Raw genomic sequence first — 22,112 nt, 5'->3', positions numbered from 1 at the left:
TTGAGATATGATGATATTAGTTCCTTTATTGTAATGGACATTGTGCGAGATGCACAAAAATATGAAGATTCAATACATTTTGAAATAGGACAACCAGATTTAAAACCAAGTTTAAAAGTTAAAAAAGCATTACAAAAAGCTGTAGACGAAGATAAGTTTTCATATACTGAAAGTCTTGGTTTATTAAGTTTAAGAGAAAAAATATCGTTAATGTATAAAGAGAACTACAATGTTGATATTGAACCTTCTCGTATACTTTTAACACCTGGAACTTCAGGTGCATTTTTAGTAGCTTATACTTTAACACTAAAGCATAAAGAAAACTTAGGTTTATCAGATCCTTCTTACCCTTGTTATAAGAATTTTGCAAATATGTTAGATATAAATCCTAGTTTTATGAATATTGATAAATCTACAAATTATGAATTAACAACAAAACATCTAGAAAAAGAGGATATTCAAGCTCTTCAAATATCATCACCTTCAAATCCTACAGGAAATTTATACTCAAAAGAAAATCTTAAAGAATTAGTTGAATATTGTAAAGAAAAAGATATAGCTTTTATTTCAGATGAACTTTATCATGGTTTAACTTATGAAGAAGATGCACATACAGCTTTAGAGTTTTCTGATGATGTTTTTGTAATAAATGGCTTTTCAAAATATTACTGTATGCCTGGCATGAGATTAGGGTGGATAATAGTTCCAAAGAGTTTATCAAGAGAAGCTGAAAAAATTGCACAAAATATATTTATCTCTGCACCCACTTTATCTCAATACGCAGCTTTAGAAGCTTTTGATAAAGAATACTTATCTGAGGTTAAAAATATATTTAAAGAGCGTAGGGACTATTTATATAATGAACTAAGCACTATTTTTAATATAGATGCAAAACCAGATGGTGCATTTTATCTTTGGGCTAATGTTTCAAAGTATACAGATGATAGTTTTGCTTTTGCAAAAGAGTTACTTGAGAATATTCATGTAGCGACAACTCCTGGAGTTGACTTTGGTTCTAATAAAACAGAACAGTATTTAAGGTTTGCATATACAAGAGATATAGAGCATATGAGTGATGGAATAAAACGATTAAAAAAGTATTTAAATGATAGAAAATAAAAAGTATATTCTTTTTGATAATGATGGGGTTTTAGTTGAAACTGAGCCTTTATATTTTGAGGCAAATGTAAAAGCTTTAAAAGAGTTAGATGTAGAGTTGTCATTTGATAGATATATGAAAATTATGGCAAGAGGTGGAACAGCTTGGGAACTTGCTTTAGAAGCTGGTATTACTAAAGAGACAATTGATAAAAAAAGATTTCAAAGAGATATTTACTATCAAGAGTTGATTAAAACTAGAGATATAGAAATCCCAAATGTCAAAGAGATACTAAAAGAGTTATCAAAAAAATATAAGATGGCAATTATTACAACATCAAGACGTGAAGATTTTGAACTTATTCATAAAAATAGAGGAATAGTTGATTTTATGGATTTTGTTTTATGTGTTGAAGATTATCCAAAAGCTAAACCTTATCCTGACCCATATTTAGCAGGACTTGCTAAGTTTAAAGCTTTAAATAATGAAGCGATAGTTATTGAGGATTCACAAAGGGGATTAAGCTCTGCTGTTAATGCAAAGATTGATTGTGTAATTGTTAAAAATGAATTTACATTAACTCATGATTTCTCAAAAGCTTCTTTTCGTATTAATAAACTTGAAGAACTACTTTCTTTGTTATAGTTAAAAAGAGTTTATAAAATCTAGTTTGTAGCCATTATAAAACCGTGATTCTCTTCTTCTTTAAAACATCCTAGTTGACAGTTTGATACTTTTAATCCAGAATCTTTTATTGAAGCACCTATTTCATTAATTGCTTTACCTTTTTCCTGAGATATCTTCCATGCAACTTCACACTCAATTTTTGAATTATTAGAACGTTTTTTAAGTAAATCAAAAATATCTTCATTCATATCATTAAACTCTAATTTTCCAAATACACCAAGTTCACAGTTAGTAATTTTAATATTCATTTCACGCGCAATTTGTGCAATGTTTTTTGGTTCCATTCCAATTAACTTAGCAACTTTAAAAGCATTGATACATGATAGTGCACCATTTTCATCTAAATTTGTAAGAACTAAATCTGTCTGTATTGAATCTAATTTAATCATAAATATATTAACCCTTTTTATTTGTGCATATTATAAAGTTTAAAACTTATAATAACTTTATATTATAATTCAAATATTTAAAAATATTATAGTTTAAGTATGTGAAATTTATATAATATTTTGCAAAAAAAAAGAGTGCCAGGAGAAGCACTCTTATATTAACTTGTATATTTGTAGGAGAATTCAAGTTAGTAAACTAAGCTATTGTTAGGATCGTGTAACCTAACTCATGTAATAATTATAATAGCTTTGTATTAACCTTTTTTAAATAAAAGGTTAACAAATAGTAAATAGGATAGAATTTATCCTATTTAACTTTATTTTCAAATGGCTTTAACATTATGATTAGTTTTGGAAGAAGTAATAGTGCTGAGGCTAAAATTGTAGCCATTACAACAACTGTTAATAGTCCAAAATAAATAGTTGGAATAAGATTTGATAAAACTAAAATAGAGAAACCAATAATAACTACTAAAGAAGTATAATACATCGCATAACCAATACTCTCATGGCTTCTTTTCATTGCATTTAAATAGTTGTGGTCAAATTTAAATTCATCTTTAAATCTATGAATATAATGAATAGTATCATCAACACCAATTCCTATAGAAATAGCTGCAATTGTAATAGTCATAATATCTAAAGGTATTCCTAAAAATCCCATAATTCCAAAGATAGAAGATATTGGTATTATATTTGCAAGTATTGCTATAAAAGCAATTTTAATTGATCTAAAGAGTATTAAAAACATTATAAATAATAGTATAACTACAATACCTAAAGTCTTTATTTGAGAATCAAATAAAGATTGAAGCATATTATTATATAAAATCATAAGATTAGATAATTGAAATGTAGTCTCTTTATTTCTAATAATCTCTCTTAGGTCATTATTAATTTTAGCAAGTAGTTCATTTCTTCTTAAGTTTTCATTTGAATCCACTATTCTCATAGTAATTCTTGCTTCATTATTCTCAATATTTATATATGGAGATAGAATCATATTTTTATATTCATCTGGAATTTTTTTATAAAGTAGGGCTAGCATAACACCATCTAGTTCTTTATCTTGATTTAAAAGTTTTCCAACTTTTAATAATGAAGCTAAAGATTGAACTTTTCCTACTTCATCTAAACTCTCTAAGTATTCATGAACTCTTGTGATAGTATCCATTTTATCTTGTGAAAACCAGTATTGCTCATCATCTGCGTTTGCATCTAACTGTGCTTCAAAGTCTGCAAATTCATCATCTACAACTTCAATGACAGCTTCTTTTTCATCTTCTTTAAATTTTATTATTACATCTAAAGGAGTAGTTCCTCCTAGATTTTGATCAATTACCTTCATCCCTTTGTATATTTCAGTACTTTGTTTAAAATAATTAATAAAAGAGTTTTCAACTATTAGCTTTGAAGCACCTAGTAGAGAAAATACTACAAGTAGAATACTCCCAATAATAATACTCTTTCCTCTTTTTTCTACTAAAGATGCACACATTGTAATTAGTGAGAATTTTGAATTACTACTTTTCTTTTCATGCTCATCTTTTTTAGGAAGCATTATTAAAATAACAGGAAAAACAAAAAACGCGATAAATAAAGAAACTGCAATACCAGCACTCATCATAAGTCCAAGATTCTTAACAGGTTGTATACTTGATAATACAAGCGAAGCAAAGCCTGTAATTGTAGTGATTATTGCAAAAAACGAGGGTGAAAGCTTTGATAGTACAGTGTTTATTACAAGTTTGTATTGACTTGCATTTTTATATTTTACATTTAGCTCTCTATATCTTACAATTAAATGAAGAACAATAGCTAGTGTAATAATTAACTGTAAAGATATAAAGTTAGATGAAATTACAGTAACTTCAAGATTGAATAAACCTAAAATTCCTGCTGTTGAAACAACAGATAATAGACAAATTGCAATTGGAAGTATAACCCATCTAGGATGTCTAAATATTACCCATAAAATAAAGATAAGTAAGAATATTAAAGTAGAACCATAAATAGATAAATCACTTTTTACAAAACCAACAATATCATTTGCAATCATATCTATTCCACCAAGGAAAATTGTCGCATTTGAATTGTGATTTTTTATAATAGATCTTATTTTTGCTATGTTCTTTTCATCTTTTTCTCTTAAAGAATCTCTATATCTTTTAAATTCTAAAATAGTATTAGAAAGTTCAGCTTCTTCTATTTTATTAAGTGTCGAAGCTCTTTTTTTAGTTAAAAGAGTGTTTCTTTTTTCTAAAAGTTCAAAATATTTTTTGTCATTTTTTAAGTTTAAAAGCATACCTGTTGTTTTAAAATCAGAACTAACAAGATTATTTGAATAAAGCTGTGAGTTTAAGAACTCTTCTTTAACTAAACTCATATCAAAACTTGCACTTTCTAGCGTATCAACACCATCTACTAAATCAATTATTGGTCTAATTGGAGATTGAAGTAAGGGTACATTTAAAATTGAAGTTATACTTTCTATGCTTTCAACTTTTAATAAATCATCACTTAAATTTTTTAGATTCTCTAAGCTATTTTTTGAAAGTAGGTCTTCATTTGGAGTATATGTTATAACTAAGAAGTTTGGATTATAATATCTTTTATTTACATCTCTTGTAAATTTTAAGTCTTTATCATCATCTAAAAGTAGTGTTTCAGCAGAAGCATCAATTTCAAGTTTTGTTGCATGATATGCAAGTGTACTAATAGCAAGTAAAAGTACTATTAGTACTGTTATTGGATATTTTAAAACAATATTGTCATAAAAATTTTTAACCATTTATTTTATTTTTAGCTTCAATTTCAGATATCATTTCTTCAAGAGATTTTTGTTTTAATAAACCTGCATATTGTTTTCTAGTTGTAGTAATTACACTAGTTCCTGCTAAGTTTATATCCCAAATAACCCATCCTCTTGTTTTATTCTCATAAAATAAATAATTAACTTTATATGATTCACTTTGACCAATTAATTCAGTTACTAATTGTATTCTTTCTGTATTTGATCTTTGTGTAAAAGTAGATTCTAAATCTATAACTTTTACTTTTTGGTCTGTATATAAACCTAATTTATCAATATAAGAATTTTTAAGATTTATTTCAAATGCTTTTAAATATCTTTTCTTTTGTTCAGTTGTTGCACTAACCCATGCGTCTCTTCCTAAAGATAGTAAAGCCATTTTCCTAAAATCAAAAACTTCATCAATTATTTTTACAATCTCTTGACCTTTTTCTTTTGTTGTCAAGTTTTGTTTTTTTATAATAGAAATTGAGTCATCAATTTTTTTTGTCATAACAGTTTTTATTTCATCTTTTTGTAGTGCAAAAAGTGAAGATATTGAAAATAGTGTTATTAATAGAACTTTTAATATATTTTTCATTTTATTCCTTAATTAATGTATTTCTTCTTTGATTATATAAATCCCTAAAATAAGGGTATAAATCAAAGGCATCTTTTTTTAAACTTTCATATAAACCAAGTCTTAATGAAGTCGAATTTACTATATCTGCTGCAGTTATAGCTACACTTTGTGTCATATTATTTGGTATTTTATATTGTAAATCACTTGAACCTGTTGTTGATAATGCACTTACATATGAATCAGCAGCAAATCCTACCATATCTCTTAAGTTTGATGGTCCTAAAAATGGTAAAACAACATGGAAACCTTCACCAACTCCATAAAAACCTAAAGTTTGACCAAAATCTTCATCATGTTGTTCCCAACCAAATTCTGTTTTTGCAGGATCCATAAATCCAGCTAATCCAAATGTTGTATTTATTAAAAATCTGCCTAGCTCTTCTACTGAGTTTTCAAACTTTAGTTGTAATAAATTATTTACAAATCTTAATGGAAACATTAAGTTATTAAAAAAGTTAGATACTCCAGATCTTACAGTTTGAGGAAGTATATATGCATATCCTTTCGCAGTAGGGTTTAATACATAAATAAAGACTTTATCATTGAAAGTTGTCATAACCCTGTTATAACCACTTAAAGGATCAAAAACCTCTTTTACTTTTAAAAATTCACCCTCAAACTCTTCTCCGAAATCTTCATTAAAATCATCACTTGATGCTTTTATAAGTACTTTATTATCTTCTGTTTGTTTTATTATTGCTGTTTGGTCTGTATTTATAGCGCTTTTTGTAGAACAAGCTGTAAAGCCAAATATTACAAGAAGTATAAAAAATAAGTTTTTCAAAAAAGTCCTTTTTTTAAATTAAGACAATATTATATTAAAAAAATGTGTAGATAATGTTTAAACAGTTATTTTCTTACTTTATTTAATACTTCAATCGCATTTAAAGGGTCAACTTGAAGACCATTTATTCTGAATGAAAAGTGTAAATGAGGACCAGTTACTCTTCCTGTATCTCCACTTAATCCTAAAACAGCTCCTTTTTTTATACTCTCTCCAACTTTATAATTCATCTTGCTTAAATGAAAGTAACATGAGTAAACACCATGACCATGGTCTATTACAATTGTACCTCCTGAATAAAATCTATTTTGAGATATTTTTACAATACCTGCGTTTGATGCAATAATAGCAGTCCCATTTTTTGCTCTAAAATCTGTACCACTATGATAAGATTTTAGCTTTCCATTATAAACTCTTTTTGTTCCAAAATTACTAGTTATTTTTGTGTTTAGAGGATAAATAAAATCTTCATTCCATAAAATTTCTTTTGAAATTGATTTATAAACTTTCATAGCTTGTGAATACTCTTTTTTTGTTCTTTGTACTCTTGAAGCTTTTGGTTTAAACTTTGTTTTTGGTACATTTATAACTTCACTTTTATATTTACCATCAACTACTTTTAAATTTTTTCCTTTAAATACTTTTTTTCCATTTTCAATATATGAAACAATAACTCTATACTCTTTCTGTTTTTGATAATAAGATATAGGAAGCAGGGCATAATAACTATTTTCTTTAAAAGGGTTTTTAAAGAAATTTATATTTTGCTTATCAAAGGTAAGTTTAACATCAGAGATATTCTCTTTTTGAATTTCTAAAAATACAGTATTAGCATTTTTTACATTTGAAGAACTAATTTTTAAAGCATATAAATTACAAATAAAAATTAGTGTGATTAATAATATTTTTTTCATAATTAAAGCCTATTTCTTTTTAAGATGTAAATCTAATTGTGGGAAAGGAATCTCTATTTCATACTTATACAATGAATTATAAATTAAAATTAAAAAATCAGATTTTAAGGCATTTGGTTTTAGTCTATCATTTGCTTTTACCCAAACTAATAATTCAAAATCAACACTACTTGCATTCATATTTGAAAGTCTAATTTCAGGCAGTTTATTTTCATCATTTCTTAAAAATCTTAAATCACTTTCTAATAATTCTTTGATTATAACTTCTTTTACTTTTTCAACTTTTGTACCATAAGCAACGCCAAAAGGTATATGAAGTCTTCTTGTTGCATCATCTAATGTCCAGTTAATTACATTATTTTGAATAAAAGAGGAATTAGGAACAACAATATCAATATTATCAAATGTTTTAACTGTCGTTGAACGAATACGTATATCTGATACTGTTCCTGTAATTAGATTGTTGATTTCAATAATATCTCCAATTCTAATTGTTCTTTCAAACATTAGTATTATTCCTGCAATAAAGTTTGATACAACTGTTTGAAGCCCAAATCCAATACCAATTGATAAGGCTCCAGCAATTAAAGAAATAGATGACATATCAATACCTAAACTACTCATAGCAATCATAAAAGTAATTAATACAATTAGATAATAACCTACATTTGCAGATAGTTTTAGTGACATTTGACTCATATTTGGCCATTTTGTAGATAGTTTATATATCCATTTTTTATATAAATAACCGATTGTAAAACCTATAAATATTAAGAATAAAGATTTAAGTAAACTAATAAAACTAATAGCTTGTTCATTAAAAACAAAAAGTGTTGAAGTTAGTTTATCTTTAATTTGAAGAAGATAATCTTTACTTTGAGATATAGAATCACTTATAAACAGTTTTGTATTTCCAAATATTTGTTTTGCAATACTTTTAAATAAAATATTTTGTTCAAGATATACAGACTTATTATCTGAAGTAATATCAACAATTAGTTTTTCAATTTCATTATATATTTTTAGAAACTCTTTTTCATCAGAGTTTTTTAAAGAATAAACTACTTTTTTACTTAAAAACTTTATACTATTTAATAATTCATTTTGATAAAGAGTTTCTATTTTATTAATATTTGTTTTTGATAGTTCTATATTGTTTTTATTCTCATTAATTATCTCTTTTTCTAATTCAATTTCAAAAGCAGCTTTTTGAAGTAGTAATTTATTTACATTTTCATTTATTTTGCTTAGTTCTTTTTCAATTAATTCTACATCTTTTATAACAACTTTTTTAATTGAAGAAATAATTGAGTTTTCAAGCTCTTTTTCATGAGTGCTAAATAATAGTATTCTATCTTCAATATCTACAATAAGAAGTTTATAATATGCAAATTGTAATTGGTAAGATAATAAGAAATTCTTTTTATCTTCTGTAATATTTTCAATAGCTTTTTTTAAAAATGATAATTTATTTTGTATATCATTTTTAAACTCATTTTGTTTTTTACTTTTTACTTTTATATTTGATAGATGAAGTAAAGCTTTTATTAGTGTATTTGAAGATACTTTTTCATCTTTTAGTAGGTTCAGATTAAACTCTTCTATTGAAACTTTTTTTGTAGAAATTTCAATTAATTTTTTAAGATGTGTTTTTTCTTCGTTTATTATCTCATCTGCTTTAGTATTTTCTGTTTTTGATTTATTTATTATATTTTCAATTTCTTGATAATAATTATTTGAGTTTGCTTTATCATATAGTTTAACATCGATTTGTGCGCTAAATGTAAATGTAAAAAAAGCTAGAAGTAAAAAGAATAATTTCATAGTGAATAACACTCCATATTTTGATTTCAAATTATATCAAAAAAAAGAAATAAAAATTATATTTTAGAAGAAGAAAATATTTCTTATATGATATAATTTAAAATTAGAATAGAAGGATAAAAAAAGTGAAATTTGAACATGCACTTGTCTTTGATAAGATGGGTGGTGCTAAACATATTGAGGTGGAAAAGTATAAAGAAGAAATGGGACTTTTATGGTTGCATTTAGATTACTCTAAAAATGATTCAATTCAATGGCTTAATAACAAAAGTAATATAGACCCTTTAGCAATTGAGGCCTTATTAACAGAAGAGACAAGACCTAGAACAATTATATTAGATGATTCAATTCTTTTAGCACTAAGAGGAGTAAATTTAAATCCTAATTCAGACCCTGAAGATATGATTTCTATAAGACTTTTTATTAATGAAAAAATTATAATTAGTACAAAGAAAAGAGATTTATTATCTGTTAAAGATATTGTCGATTCTTTAAAAGTTAATAAGGGACCAAAGAGTTCTGCTGAATTTATTGTAAGTCTTACAAATAATTTAACTTCAAGAATGGAAAATACGATATCTGAAATGGAAGAGCGAAGTTCAAATCTAGAAGAATCAGTTTTAGATTCACACAATTTTGAAAAAAGAACAGAGATTTCTACAATTAGAAAAGAAGCAATTTCATTAAGAAGATATTTATCCCCTCAAAAAGATGCAATTTCAAGACTGTATCATGAGAGTATTTCGTGGATAGATGAGTATAAAAAGAATCAATTACGAGAGATTAATGACCAAGTAATTAGATATATTGAAGAACTTGATTCCATAAAAGATAGAGTTACTTTAACACAAGAAGAGTTATCAAATAAATTAAATGAGCAAATGAACCTTCGTATGTATGTTTTATCTGTGATTTCTGCAATATTTTTGCCTATTGGTTTTTTAACTGGTTTATTAGGGATAAATATAGGAGGAATTCCTGGTTCTGAGAATAAAGATGCCTTTGTGATTTTTACAGTTTTTCTTGTCATAATTGTCTCTATTCAGTTATATGTTTTTAGAAAAAAGAAGTGGATTTAAATTAGTAGTTTATAAAAAAGGAAATTAAATGAAAATATTTATTATTTTAACAATTATACTTATTGTTATAATTATAATTACAATGATTAGAAAATCAAAAAAAATAGAAAATGTTATTTTAGAAGATGAAGAAAAAATACTATTTAAGTATTTTCCAAAAAAGAGTAATACTCAAGATATTAAAAATTTAGAAGAGTTAAAAAATAGTTTAGAAATAAAACAGATTTATAAAAAAGACTTAGATGTAATTATTCAAAAAGTTCAACATGATTATGAAATTCTTTGTTCTCATAATATGAAATTAAATAAATCATATCCTGATTCTCATATTTATAATATTATTACTAATACTGTAGTTTCTCATAGTATGCATAATAATATCACTATTAAAAAGGCAATAAAACTTTTTCTTTTAACAATAATGAGTGAATATATACAAGAACAATTAACAGATGAATTAAGTAAAGAAGAAGAGTTAGAAAACTTTTATAAAGTTTTAGAAAAATTTATTGAAAAATATAATAAATATAATGATGAGAATAAGGATATATAGTTGGATGCATTTTATGATATTTTAAAACAACTAATTAGGGTTCCAAGTGTAACAGGACATGAACATCCATATTTTATGTTTTTAAAAAGAGAATTAGAAGATTTAAATGTAAATATTGAATATTATGATGGAGTACTTGTAGCAAAAGGAACTCATCCTGAATCTGGATATATTTCTGCACATGCTGATAGACATGGACTTATTTGTACTGGACATAATGAGTTTCAATATGCAGCTTATATTGCAAAAAATCAATCTTCATTAGCTGAAAATTTAAATAAAGAGCAAGTATTAAAAAACTTTGAAAAAAGGTTTACTACTCAAAAAGTCCAAGCTTATGAACCATGGTCTGGAAGCTATTTAGGAATGGGAACGATTGAAAATGCTTTTTTATGTGAAAGAAGAGAAAATATTATTTTTCAAATAAATGATTTTGATCATCTTTTCCCTGGTACTCCAATTGCTTTTATGGATAAGTTAGAAATTGATGATGAAATAATATCTGCACAATTAGATAATGTTTTATCTGTTGCTATTTTAATTTACCTTTATCATCAAGGATATCAAGGAACAGCATTTTTTACAGCATCAGAAGAAGCTGGAAAGAGTTGGAGATTTTTACTTGATTACTTTAGAAGATTTGAAATAAGTACAAATGAATTATTAGTATTAGATACAAGTCCATATAAAACTATGGAAGATTTAAAAAATATAGATGTAGTTTTAAGAAATAGAGATGAAAATGGATATTTTAGATCACCTTTAAAAACAAAGATAAAGAAAATTGCTATTAAAAATAGAATTAAATATCACTATAAAGATGAGTATTTAAAAAATATAATGAAGCAAAATAATACTAAATCATCATTAGGTATTACAGAGCTTGGAAGAATAATTCATGCAAGTAAAGGACAAATTCAAGGAACAACATTACAAATTCCTACGATTGGTTATCATACTGTAAAAGAGACTGCTAAAAGAGAATCTGTTGATAGTATTTTACTGATTTTAAGAAAGCTTTACTTAGAGAAAAAAAACCTTGAATAAGTTAGTATTTATACTAGTAACATTACTTTTTTCTTTTCAAAGTTTAAGTGCAAAAGATTTGCTAATTGGAAAATATGATAGATTAGATTTACCAGTACTTAAACTAAAAAATTTACGAGCTAAAATTGATACAGGTGCTAAGACATCATCACTTCATTGTAGTTACATAAAACAAATAGATGAAAATAGTGTTGAATTTGATGTATTAGATGATACTCATAAAAAGTATAAAGAAAAAATATACACTATGCCAATTAAAAGAGTTGCAAGTGTTCGAAGTTCAAATGGAATAGTTGAAAAAAGATTTGTAATTTCAACAAAAGTAGTTATTTTTGATAATACTTATGATGTTGAATTTACTTTAAGAAATAGGGCAAAAATGAACTATCCTATTCTTTTAGGTAGAGAGTTTTTAAAGCAAGGTTTTTTAGTTGATGTAAGAGAAGAGTATCTATCTTACTCAGAAGAAAAGATAAAATAAGGATTTGTTTGAAAATTATATTTATATTAATTACTTCTGTTTTCTTTAACTTGATGGTTTTAGGAAATACGGAAATTACTGAAGCTATTGAAATTAAAAAAATTGAAAAAGTACCTAATAATATATGGTTAAAAACATATAAGAATTATAAAAAATATAATAATATTATCATTACAATTAATAAACTAGAGCAAGAGATTGATAAAAATAAAAGAAATTTAAATAAAGTTCAAGAGCTTACAAGTAAACTAAGTATAAATAAATCCAAGCTTTCTCTTTATGAAAAAAATCAAAATTTTAATGATTTAATTAAAAGTTATAAATACGAAATTATTGATATTACTATTTATGACTATTTATTTAATATATCTATGGATGAATTAAAAAAGAAGATTACAAAATATGAATTTTTAAAAAAAGAGTTTTATACTGCTTTAATATATTTACAAGATAGTTATGAAGAGAGTAAAAATAATTCTAAAGATGAAAAAAAGATTAATTTACTAATAGAACAAATTGAGTATTTCAATGAGTATTCCGAAAATATTGAAAAGACTTATCAAAGCTTTTTTGAACTTCAAGATGAATTAGAAAAGAAATATATAGAGTATAAAAATGAAGTTTTTATAAAGCATTTAATTACTTTAGGAAGTATTATTGCTGCATATATTTCTTATAAATTTTTACTTTTTATTTTCTTTTATATTATAAGAAATAAAGAGAATCATGAGTTAGAAAAAAACTACAGAAAGGTATTATCACTTCTATTTGTATTGAGTATTCTAATTTTTATTGTAGTTAGATATATTAATGACTTTCTTTATATAATCACTTTTTTAGGGGTTGTGGCTGCTGCTTTAACAATTGCAACTAGGGAGATTATATTAAATATAGCAGGTGCTATTTATATCTTCTTTTCTAATATAATTAGAATTGGTGATAGAGTTATGGTACAGTTTGAGACAAAACACACTGTAGGTGATATTGTTAATATATCTTTAATAAAAATGAAACTAAATGAAGTTAGTGATTATTCAAATATTAAAGATATAAAAAATGTAGGAAGAACTATATATATTCCAAATAGTTATATTTTTACAAAAGTATTTTATAACTATTCTTTAAAGCAAAATGGAATTATAAATGATTTAATAGAGTTTGAGTTTGATAAAAACAATGAATTTGAATTTATTGAAAAAGTAACAGCTGAGGTTTTTAAAAAGTATGAACTTCCTTATACAATTACATTTTCATTAAACTCTTCAAAAACTGGAATAATAGCTCTTATTTCATATCAGATAAATTATAAAGTTGTTATGGCAAAAAGAGGTGAGCTATCAATAGCTTTATTAAAAGAGTATACAAGTAATAAAAATATAAAACTAAAATCATCAACAAGAAGTATAAAAAAAGATGATGATGAATAAAAAATAAGAGATGAAAATGACTAATACAAATATAAAAAAACTTGAAGAATTAATATATGAAATAAATGAAACTATAGCAAATTATAAAAATGGTATTGTTGATGACCATCCCTTTGATATTGCAAAAGATTTACAAGATATTAGAGAAATAGATTTTAATGAATATAAATCTATTTGTAAAAAAATACCAAGTGAACTATTTGCACAAATTTTAATAAATATGCCAACATATATTCAAGAAGAGATAACTTCAGTAATTAGTGAGCAAAAAGTTGCAAAAGTTACTTCAAATATGGATAGTGATGATGCCTCATTACTTATTTACAATATATCTCAAAAAGATGAATCTTCAGCACAAACTGTTCTTTCAAAACTAAATATTGAAGAGCAACAAATAATAGAAGAGCTTAATGCTTATGAATTTAATGAAGCTGGTGCATATATGCAAAAAGAGCTTTTTTCTGTAAATCTAAAAGAGAATATTGGAGATGCATTAAAAAGATTAAAAGAAAAAAAAGATTTACATCTATTAAGTAATATTTTTCATGCTTTTTTAGTTGATGATGATAATAGTTTTTTAGGTTCAATAGGTCTTGAAGAACTTATATTATTTGAAAGAAGTCAAAAATTTGAAGAGATACCAGCTGATAAAATTGAACACTATAGTTACAGTGACAAAGGCGATGCTTCTGATATAGTTAATATGTTTACTAATTATGATTTGAATGCCTTAGCAATAGTTGATAGTAATAATAAGCTATTAGGTAGAGTTACACACAATGATATTTCTACATTAATGCAAGAGCAAGATACTAAACAACTTTACTCACTTGCAGGTGTTAATGACAAAATTGAAGAAGAAGAGAGTATTTATAAAATTGGGAAAAATAGAGCTTTTTGGTTAAGTATTAATTTAATAACAGCTATTTTAGCATCTTTAGTTATTGGTATTTTTGATACAACAATACAATCTCTTGTAGCATTAGCTGTGTTAATGCCAATAGTAGCTTCTATGGGAGGAAATGCCGGAACACAAACATTAACTGTAACAGTAAGACAAATGGCTTTAGGAGATATAGAATATGACGATGCAAAGAAAACAATAATAAAAGAAGTAACAATATCTTTAGTAAATGGCTTCTTATTTGCTGTTGTAATAGGTTTAATCGCTTATTTTTGGTTTAAAATACCACTTTTAGGTCTTGTTATTGCTATTTCGATGGTTATTAATCTACTTAGTGCAGGTTTTTTTGGTGCTGTTATTCCCTTAGTTTTAGAAAAATTTAAAATAGATCCAGCTATTGGTTCAACTGTAATTTTAACTACTGTAACAGATATTGTTGGTTTCTTTAGTTTTCTAGGATTAGCTACAATAATTTTATTATAGATGAAAATTTGATTAAGAGTAATTTTAATTTATTAGATTTTAATCATTTTTATTATTAGTTTTAATTTAAATGCAAAAGAGATGAAAACAGAGATTTAAAAATTGAACTTCATTCAACTTTAGCAAAAAAAGAAGTTGAAATTTCTAATAGTGTAATTAATTATGCAACCTCTACCATAAATAATATGTTCTATATTATTACAACAGCTAGTTCTATTCTTGTAATAATAGGATGGACTTCAATTCGAAAAATAAATGAAAAAGTAAAAAATATGATTGAGGAAAAGACATCTAAAACTATTAAAGAGTATGAGATTAGAATGAGTGCTTTTGAAGATAACCTTTCTAAAAGAGCATTACAAGTAAAACAAAATGAACAAGAAATACTAAATATGAATGCTATTCACTCTTTATGGTTAAGAGCTTCTCAAGATTCAACACCTTCTGGAAAGCTTGAAATATATGATGAGATATTAGAAATTAGATCTAATGATATTGAAGCCTTAACTTTTAAATCTGATGCAGTTTTAGATTTAGGAGAGGCAAATTGGTCTTTAAAACTTGCTAATCATGCCTTAGAAATTGATAATACTTATGCAAATGCATTTTATCAAAGAGCAAAAGTATATGCTGTTTTAAAACAAGAAGATAACGCAGTACATGATTTAGAAAAAGCTATTAGTTTAAATGAGGATTATGTTGTTCAAATTGAAAATGAAAAAGTATTCAAAGATAATTTAAATATTAATAGTATGAAAAGATTACTCTCTTAAACAGTCAAGTTTTAGAAGAACAGAAGAATAGAATATAAAATTATTCTATACTCTCTTCTTTTTTTAGTTCGTTAAATTCACTCTCTTCAATTGCATTTTCATTAAAATATTCCATTTTATTTTCAGCAATCTCTAAATCTTTTAATTGAGCAATATGAAAAATAGCATCACCTTCTTGTATTAAAGGTATCTCAGATTTTCCAATAATAACACCATCAAAAGTTGCTTTTATCTCAAAACTTTCATCACCTAAAGGTTCATCAACATAAGCAATTATTTCATCTTCTTTTACCATATCACCTAAAGCTTTTATAGTTCTAATAACTCCACTTTCAGTTGATCTAATCCATTGACTGCTTCTTGCTATAATTGGATTTTTAAACTTTTTCTTTTTTGTTACTTCAGGAAGCATTTGTAATTCTCTTAAGATATTTACAATACCTTTAACCCCAATTCTAATAGATGTTTCATCAAATCTTAAAGCTTCTCCTGCTTCATATAAAAGTACTGGTATATCTTTTTCTTGAGCCTCGGCTCTAAGTGACCCATCTCTTAATACTGAATGTAAAACTACGGGAGCTTCAAATATTTTTGCTAAATTATAAGTAAATTCGTTATCTAAATTTGTTCTAATTTGAGGCAAGTTTGATTTATGAATTGCTGCTGTATGTAAATCTATTCCAAAATCACATTTAGAAACAATCTCATCAAAAAATACTTTTGCAACACGACTTGCAAGAGAACCTTTTTTTGTTCCAGGAAAAGATCTATTTAAATCTCTTCTATCTGGCATATATCTAGATAGAGTCATAACTCCATATATGTTTACAATAGGTATAAGAACGATTGTTCCTTTAAGTCTTTTTAGAATATTTAACTTTCTAAATCTTCTTATAATCTCTATACCATTAAGTTCGTCTCCATGAATTGCAGCACTTATAAAGATAATTGGACCATCTTTCTTACCTCTAATTACTCTTATTGGTAAATCCATTGGAGAGTGATAAAGCTTAGGTAACTCTAAATTTATAGTTACATTTGTACCTTTTTGAATTTGCGTTCCAGCAAATTCAATTTCTTGTGTCTTATGCACCAATATTATCTCTTTTTATTTTTCTTTTTTTCAATGGAGTATGAGGCGTAACATTTGCTTCTATATAATCCATGATTTTTCCTGCAATATTAAGTTTAGTTGATTTTTCAATTCCCTCTAAACCAGGAGATGAATTTACTTCCATAACTAATGGTCCTCTACTTGAAGGAATCATATCAACTCCACAAACACCTAATCCCATTGCTTTTGCAGCAGCTAGAGCTGTTGTTTTTTCTTTTCTAGTTAGTTTATGTGAAACAGCACTTCCACCTTGATGTAAGTTAGATCTAAAATCACCCTCAGCACCTTGTCTTTTCATAGCTCCAACAACTTCACCACCAACAATTAATGCTCTAATATCAGCACCACCTGCTTCTTCAATAAACTCTTGAACAAGTAAGTTTACATCCATTCCATAAAAGGCATCAAGAACTGATTTTGCAGCTTTTTCGCTATCTACTAAAACAACTCCTACTCCTTGCGTTCCCTCAAGAATCTTAAGTACTAATGGCGCTCCACCACTTAAAGCAATAACATCTTTTGCACTTGATTTATTTGAAGCAAATACAGTTTTTGGCATATCAACTTCGTGCTTAGATAAAATTTGTAAACTACGTAACTTATCTCTACTTCTTGATACTGCTAAACTTCCTGTAACTGTAAATACATCCATCATTTCAAAGTGTCTAATCATAGCAGTACCATAAAAAGTTCTACTTGCTCCAATTCTAGGAATGATTGCATCAGGAATTGGTAACTCTTTTCCTAAATAGTTAATCTTAAGTTCACCTTTCATAATTTCAATACTACATTTTAAATAGTCAATTACTCTTACATCCCAATTTTTTTCATTTGCTGCTTCTACTAATCTTTTTGTTGAATAAAGATTTGAATTTCTTGATAATATATATACTCTCATTATTTGCCCTTTTTTGATAAGTTTTCTTCTGATACATCTACTAAAAATCTATCTTTTAAAAATCTTCTACCTATTAACATAGGAAACTTCATATCTGCTCTATTAGTTAAAGATATGATACTTTTATATTTCTTTCCAAAAAATTCGACTGAGACTTTTATTGAAGGTCGAAGTTGAATCTCTCCATTAGAACTTTTTACTTTTTTTATTTTATGCAATGGCATAGACATTCTTTTTCCATGATAAGACTCATGAACTTCATCAAGCAAACAAAAATGTACCATATCGTTTTCTATAACAATATTATCACAGTGTAATGCATTTGAATCAGCCCCTGTATCTACTTTTGCATCCAAATCCTCTAAGTTAAGATCTAAAATTGAGATTAACTCTCTTCTTCCTACAATAATCTTATCTTTCATCTTTATCCTTTTAATTACAACTAGTCACTAGAATTATTTAATTGTTTTATTAGTGTATTTAAGTCACCAAGTACCCATACACTTTTTATCTTTCCCTCATTAAATTTAAAAAAAGTAGCTCCATTATAGCTAATTTTATTATTTGTTGCTTCATATGATAAAAGTTTACCTGTATGTTTACCTGTATATAAAGCTCTTACTGCGATATTATCTTCATCAACAACAATATCAATAATACTATGAAACAATGCAGGAATAGCACTATGAATCATATCCATATATTGTTCAAACTCTTTTTTACCACTTGAAGATATTCCTAAAGAACCGTGAAAAGTAATATTGTCATCAAAAAGAGTGTCTATATAATCTTTATTTTTATTGTTCCATAATTCTTCATAATATAATTTTACTAAATCTTTATTTGTTAATTTTCTCATCTTTTCTCTATTTATAATCTTATTCAAAATCCAAAGAATCATATTCCTCTTGTGACTCATAATCACTTGTAAAGATTTTTGGATAGCCTATTTTTTCTAACTCAATATCAACATTTTTTTCACTAAGTCTATTTTTGACTCTATTTAAAATATATTCGATATCTGCTTCTTTTACATTAACTTCTTGTAACTCATATAAAATGGATAATTCTGCTTGATTATACATATTTCAAAAACTAGCTTTTAATAAACTAATTCTCTCCTTTATAAAATTATAGAATAAGAAGAATTAAAAAAGAGTAGTTTGTTACTTAGCTTTGTCCTCATCCTCTTGTGATTCAAGAGCTTCTTTCATATCATCCTCATTAGGTATTTCAACATTATCTTCTAAAGATAATTGGCATTTTTCATATACTGATTCACAAAGTTCTACACAAACCTGATTTTTTTCATCAGAGTGAATATCTTCACATTTTGTTACACATGATTCAAACTGTGCTTCACAATCAATATTTTCATTTAAATTACTATTTGCACTTAAACATAAAGATAAGGCAATAGAAGTAAGTAAGATTTTTTTTAACATTTAAACTCCTATATAACAAATTTAACTTCGATATAAGTTTCATTCGTTAGTATAAAAAATGCACTTAAAAAAAGCGCATAACAAAAGGTTTTCAAAAACTTTAAAAGCGCACGGCCAAATGCATATATTAAGTTTTTGAAAACACCGGAAAAACTTTCTTCTTATTCTAATACGGAATTATAAACCATAAAAAAATATTTTTTCCTAAAAGTTTTCTTAATTTTTTTCTTAGCTAATAAAGTGCCAATAAATAGCCACTAAATTCAATAAATTTTTTATAATTATTTATTTATTTTATTTTTATAAATTAGTTTTTTTTATAAAAATTACAAAAAATTACAAAAATATAAAAAAATTGAAAAATAATATTGATACTTTTCTTAACTTATTAGTCTATTATTACAAACCTGCTATAATCCCAATAAAATTTGAAAACACAAACTATTGGAGTTATAATGGGTAGAGCCTTTGAATATAGAAAAGCGTCAAAATTAAAAAGATGGGGAGCAATGTCAAGATTGTTTCCTAAATTAGCAAAAGCTATTGAAATGGCAGCAAAAGCAGGAGTTCCAGATCCTGAAATGAATTCAGCACTTAGAACTGCAATTTTAAATGCAAAAGCTGAAAATATGCCTAAAACAAATATTGAAGCAGCTATTAAAAGAGCAAGTGGAAAAGATTCTGCAAACTATACAGATGTTAACTTTGAGGGGAAAGGTCCTCATGGTGCATTAATTTTTGTTGAAACTGCAACTGATAATAATACAAGAACTGTTGCAAATGTTAAAATGTATTTTAATAAAAATGGTGGTTCAATGGCACCAACTGGTTCTTTAGAATTTATGTTTGATAGAAAAGCATTATTTGAGTTTAATAAAACTGAAGATATGGATTTAGAAGAGTTAGAAATGGAACTAATTGATGCAGGATTAGAAGAGCTTGAAGAAGAAGATGGAGTTGTTCTTGTAACAGCTGATTATACTGATTTTGGTACATTAAATACTGCTTTTGAAGAAATGGGAATTGAACTTACTAAAGCTAAGTTAGAAAGAATTTCAAATAATCCTCAAGAATTTACAGAAGAACAAGAAGAAGAGATTGGAAAGTTATTAGAAAAACTTGAAGATGATGATGATGTTCAAGCTGTTTATACAAATATGGCATAATTTTATTATAAGATAGAACCTTTTTAGGTTTTATCTTAGCTTTATATTTCTACTTTATGATTACAAGATTATTAAAAAAATAACCTTGCATATAATCAAAACCTATTTCTTTTGCAAACAAATAATCCTCTTTTAATTCAATCCCCTCAATTATAGAAAACTGCTTATTTAACTTTATCGTTTTTAAAATACCTTTAATATATTCAATATAGTTAGGATTCTTTTTTATTTGCTTTAAAAAAGACTTATCTACTTTTATATATTTTGATTTATCCATTAAGAAAAAAGAGAACATAGAACCTTCTTTTGCAAAATCATCTAAAGCAGATTCTATGCCTCTATTTTTTAACCATAAAGAGAAATTATGAATAATTTGCATACTTGTTTCATCATCACTACCATTTTCAGTAATTTCAACAACAATGTCTTTATTACAATTTTTTAAAAACTGTTCCCAGTAACTTTTTTGTTCAAAACTATTTACAATATCAGCATCAAAGTTTAAGAAGAGCTTTTTATTATCAAAAAAGTTATTTATTTGTAACTGTTTATTTCTTTTTTCTAATTCAAAAAATAGGGTGTTATTATGATGTAGCTTTCTAAATATCTCTTCAGTGCTAATTGTTTCTTGATTAATTTCAAATTTTGAAAGTGCTTCATATCCATAAATAGAATCATCTTTTGTGGATATTAAGGGTTCGTATTTTGTTTCGTATTGTGCATTTTTTATTAGGTATTTAAACTCGATATAATTCATAAAGTGAATCATATCAAATATAAACTTAAACTATTTAATATTGATTATCAGTTTTAAATAGTTTAAGTTATTGAATTATTATCTTTTTATTTTTGCAATTACATTTTGAATATCTTTTATTCTAGTAGAAGAACTTGGATGTGTTGAAAAAAACTCATTTGTAGTTTTTTTACCTACACTCATATTTTTCCAAAAGTTTAGTGCTTCATAAGGATTATATCCTGCTTTTACCATTAAATAAATACCAATTTCATCTGCTTCACTCTCTTGTAATCTACCATAAGGAAGCATAACTCCTAGTTGAGAGCCTATTCCATAAGCTTGATTAAAAGCTTCTGTATATTGTGGTGCTGTAGATGCTAATACAATAGTTCCTAGTACTTGAATTCCTTGTTGAACCTTTGCTGAACTAACTCTTTCAGCTCCATGACGTGCTAGTGCATGTGCTACTTCATGAGACATTACAGTAGCTAATTGAGCATCATTCTTAGCAGCTTTTAAAATACCTGTATATACTACAACTTTTCCACCAGGAAGACAAAATGCATTCATTGCATCATTTTGTACAAGATTAAATTCCCATTTAAAATCTGGTCTATTTGCAGCTGCAGCAATTTTTGCTCCAATTGCTTTTACTCTTCTTGCATCATATGTATTATTGATAACTTTTGCTTTTGATAAGGCTTGTTTATATGATTGTTCACCAAGAGCTAACTCTTCTTTTGCAGACATGAAAATCATTTGTGATCTTTTTGTATAAGGTGTTTTATGAGTACACCCAGCAATAATAAATAACGCAGTTATTATTAGAATAATATTTTTCATCTGTTTTCCTTTTGTATGTCCTTTAATAT

24 protein-coding genes are annotated in these 22,112 nt (G+C 26.0%); 10 read left to right on the top strand and 14 right to left on the bottom strand.

Annotation, left to right across the window (positions count from 1 at the left end; translation table 11 throughout):
* Both GBG18_RS11455 and GBG18_RS11450 read left to right on the top strand, forming a co-directional pair.
* The gene (locus GBG18_RS11455; protein ID WP_152191209.1) at positions 1–1,119 is read left to right on the top strand and encodes an aminotransferase class I/II-fold pyridoxal phosphate-dependent enzyme; all 1,119 of its coding nucleotides are present in this window, start codon (positions 1–3) and stop codon (positions 1,117–1,119) included.
* Positions 1,106–1,744 (top strand): HAD family hydrolase, encoded by a 639-nt coding sequence (locus GBG18_RS11450; protein ID WP_152191207.1) that lies wholly within the window; start codon positions 1,106–1,108, stop codon positions 1,742–1,744. Before GBG18_RS11455 ends, GBG18_RS11450 begins: the two co-directional genes overlap by 14 nt.
* 20 nt (positions 1,745–1,764) lie before the next feature.
* On the opposite strand, the gene GBG18_RS11445 is transcribed toward GBG18_RS11450, so the two are convergent.
* From GBG18_RS11445 to GBG18_RS11420, 6 genes are all read right to left on the bottom strand, one after another.
* On the bottom strand, positions 1,765–2,175 hold the full coding sequence (locus tag GBG18_RS11445; protein ID WP_152191206.1) for a ModE family transcriptional regulator: 411 nt from the start codon (positions 2,173–2,175) through the stop codon (positions 1,765–1,767).
* Between the two features lie 307 nt (positions 2,176–2,482).
* Positions 2,483–4,966 carry an efflux RND transporter permease subunit gene (locus GBG18_RS11440; RefSeq protein ID WP_152191204.1) on the bottom strand — a complete coding sequence of 828 codons (2,484 nt, stop codon included), beginning with the start codon at positions 4,964–4,966 and terminating at the stop codon, positions 2,483–2,485.
* On the bottom strand, positions 4,959–5,567 hold the full coding sequence (locus GBG18_RS11435) for a Tgt2/MlaC family protein (protein ID WP_152191202.1): 609 nt from the start codon (positions 5,565–5,567) through the stop codon (positions 4,959–4,961). The genes GBG18_RS11440 and GBG18_RS11435 overlap by 8 nt, the downstream gene beginning before the upstream one ends.
* A gap of 1 nt (position 5,568) precedes the next feature.
* Positions 5,569–6,393: an MlaA family lipoprotein gene (locus tag GBG18_RS11430; protein ID WP_152191201.1), complete on the bottom strand. Its 825-nt coding sequence runs from the start codon at positions 6,391–6,393 to the stop codon at positions 5,569–5,571.
* A gap of 65 nt (positions 6,394–6,458) precedes the next feature.
* The gene (pgp3, locus tag GBG18_RS11425) at positions 6,459–7,307 is read right to left on the bottom strand and encodes a peptidoglycan metallopeptidase Pgp3 (protein ID WP_152191199.1); all 849 of its coding nucleotides are present in this window, start codon (positions 7,305–7,307) and stop codon (positions 6,459–6,461) included.
* Positions 7,308–7,316: 9 nt separating this feature from the next.
* On the bottom strand, positions 7,317–9,131 hold the full coding sequence (locus GBG18_RS11420; RefSeq protein WP_152191197.1) for a mechanosensitive ion channel family protein: 1,815 nt from the start codon (positions 9,129–9,131) through the stop codon (positions 7,317–7,319).
* Between the two features lie 125 nt (positions 9,132–9,256).
* On the opposite strand from GBG18_RS11420, the gene GBG18_RS11415 reads away from it, so the two are divergent.
* The 7 genes from GBG18_RS11415 to GBG18_RS11385 all read left to right on the top strand — a co-directional run bounded on the left by GBG18_RS11415 (position 9,257) and on the right by GBG18_RS11385 (position 15,878).
* Positions 9,257–10,210: a zinc transporter ZntB gene (locus tag GBG18_RS11415; RefSeq protein ID WP_226896463.1), complete on the top strand. Its 954-nt coding sequence runs from the start codon at positions 9,257–9,259 to the stop codon at positions 10,208–10,210.
* Between the two features lie 28 nt (positions 10,211–10,238).
* Positions 10,239–10,763 (top strand): hypothetical protein, encoded by a 525-nt coding sequence (locus GBG18_RS11410; protein WP_152191196.1) that lies wholly within the window; start codon positions 10,239–10,241, stop codon positions 10,761–10,763.
* Entirely contained in the window at positions 10,764–11,810 is a 1,047-nt protein-coding gene (locus GBG18_RS11405; RefSeq protein ID WP_152191194.1) for a peptidase M42, read from the top strand.
* On the top strand, positions 11,803–12,291 hold the full coding sequence (locus tag GBG18_RS11400) for an ATP-dependent zinc protease family protein (protein ID WP_152191192.1): 489 nt from the start codon (positions 11,803–11,805) through the stop codon (positions 12,289–12,291). Before GBG18_RS11405 ends, GBG18_RS11400 begins: the two co-directional genes overlap by 8 nt.
* Before the next feature lie 8 nt (positions 12,292–12,299).
* Positions 12,300–13,718, top strand: a complete 1,419-nt coding sequence (locus GBG18_RS11395; protein ID WP_152191191.1) for a mechanosensitive ion channel domain-containing protein — start codon at positions 12,300–12,302, stop codon at positions 13,716–13,718.
* 16 nt (positions 13,719–13,734) lie between these two features.
* Positions 13,735–15,105: a magnesium transporter gene (locus GBG18_RS11390; RefSeq protein WP_152191189.1), complete on the top strand. Its 1,371-nt coding sequence runs from the start codon at positions 13,735–13,737 to the stop codon at positions 15,103–15,105.
* Between the two features lie 185 nt (positions 15,106–15,290).
* The gene (locus GBG18_RS11385; RefSeq protein ID WP_193311128.1) at positions 15,291–15,878 is read left to right on the top strand and encodes a tetratricopeptide repeat protein; all 588 of its coding nucleotides are present in this window, start codon (positions 15,291–15,293) and stop codon (positions 15,876–15,878) included.
* Positions 15,879–15,918: 40 nt separating this feature from the next.
* Here the strand turns inward: GBG18_RS11385 and GBG18_RS11380 are convergent, their stop codons facing one another.
* From GBG18_RS11380 to GBG18_RS11355, 6 genes are all read right to left on the bottom strand, one after another.
* Positions 15,919–16,971 (bottom strand): succinylglutamate desuccinylase/aspartoacylase family protein, encoded by a 1,053-nt coding sequence (locus GBG18_RS11380; RefSeq protein WP_226896465.1) that lies wholly within the window; start codon positions 16,969–16,971, stop codon positions 15,919–15,921.
* Positions 16,964–17,890, bottom strand: coding sequence for a 30S ribosomal protein S6--L-glutamate ligase (gene rimK / locus GBG18_RS11375; protein ID WP_152191186.1), 927 nt, complete (start codon positions 17,888–17,890; stop codon positions 16,964–16,966). The genes GBG18_RS11380 and rimK overlap by 8 nt, the downstream gene beginning before the upstream one ends.
* Entirely contained in the window at positions 17,890–18,312 is a 423-nt protein-coding gene (locus tag GBG18_RS11370; protein ID WP_152191184.1) for an ATP-dependent zinc protease family protein, read from the bottom strand. Before GBG18_RS11370 ends, rimK begins: the two co-directional genes overlap by 1 nt.
* Before the next feature lie 20 nt (positions 18,313–18,332).
* Positions 18,333–18,749 carry an ester cyclase gene (locus GBG18_RS11365; protein WP_152191183.1) on the bottom strand — a complete coding sequence of 139 codons (417 nt, stop codon included), beginning with the start codon at positions 18,747–18,749 and terminating at the stop codon, positions 18,333–18,335.
* Between the two features lie 19 nt (positions 18,750–18,768).
* Positions 18,769–18,975, bottom strand: a complete 207-nt coding sequence (locus GBG18_RS11360; protein ID WP_152191181.1) for a hypothetical protein — start codon at positions 18,973–18,975, stop codon at positions 18,769–18,771.
* A gap of 81 nt (positions 18,976–19,056) precedes the next feature.
* Positions 19,057–19,335, bottom strand: coding sequence for a hypothetical protein (locus GBG18_RS11355; protein WP_152191180.1), 279 nt, complete (start codon positions 19,333–19,335; stop codon positions 19,057–19,059).
* Positions 19,336–19,790: 455 nt separating this feature from the next.
* Between GBG18_RS11355 and GBG18_RS11350 the strand changes: the two genes are divergently transcribed.
* The gene (locus GBG18_RS11350) at positions 19,791–20,501 is read left to right on the top strand and encodes a YebC/PmpR family DNA-binding transcriptional regulator (protein ID WP_152191178.1); all 711 of its coding nucleotides are present in this window, start codon (positions 19,791–19,793) and stop codon (positions 20,499–20,501) included.
* 49 nt (positions 20,502–20,550) lie between these two features.
* Here the strand turns inward: GBG18_RS11350 and GBG18_RS11345 are convergent, their stop codons facing one another.
* Both GBG18_RS11345 and GBG18_RS11340 read right to left on the bottom strand, forming a co-directional pair.
* The gene (locus tag GBG18_RS11345) at positions 20,551–21,258 is read right to left on the bottom strand and encodes an EAL domain-containing protein (protein WP_193311127.1); all 708 of its coding nucleotides are present in this window, start codon (positions 21,256–21,258) and stop codon (positions 20,551–20,553) included.
* Between the two features lie 78 nt (positions 21,259–21,336).
* A partial coding sequence (locus GBG18_RS11340; RefSeq protein ID WP_308418458.1) for a M48 family metallopeptidase occupies positions 21,337–22,112 on the bottom strand: 776 nt, incomplete at its 5' end.

It is taken from the genome of Poseidonibacter ostreae (genome assembly GCF_009208075.1).
In the GTDB taxonomy this organism is placed as follows: Bacteria; Campylobacterota; Campylobacteria; order Campylobacterales; family Arcobacteraceae; genus Poseidonibacter; species Poseidonibacter ostreae.
This window is presented reverse-complemented; position numbering and strand designations above follow the sequence as displayed.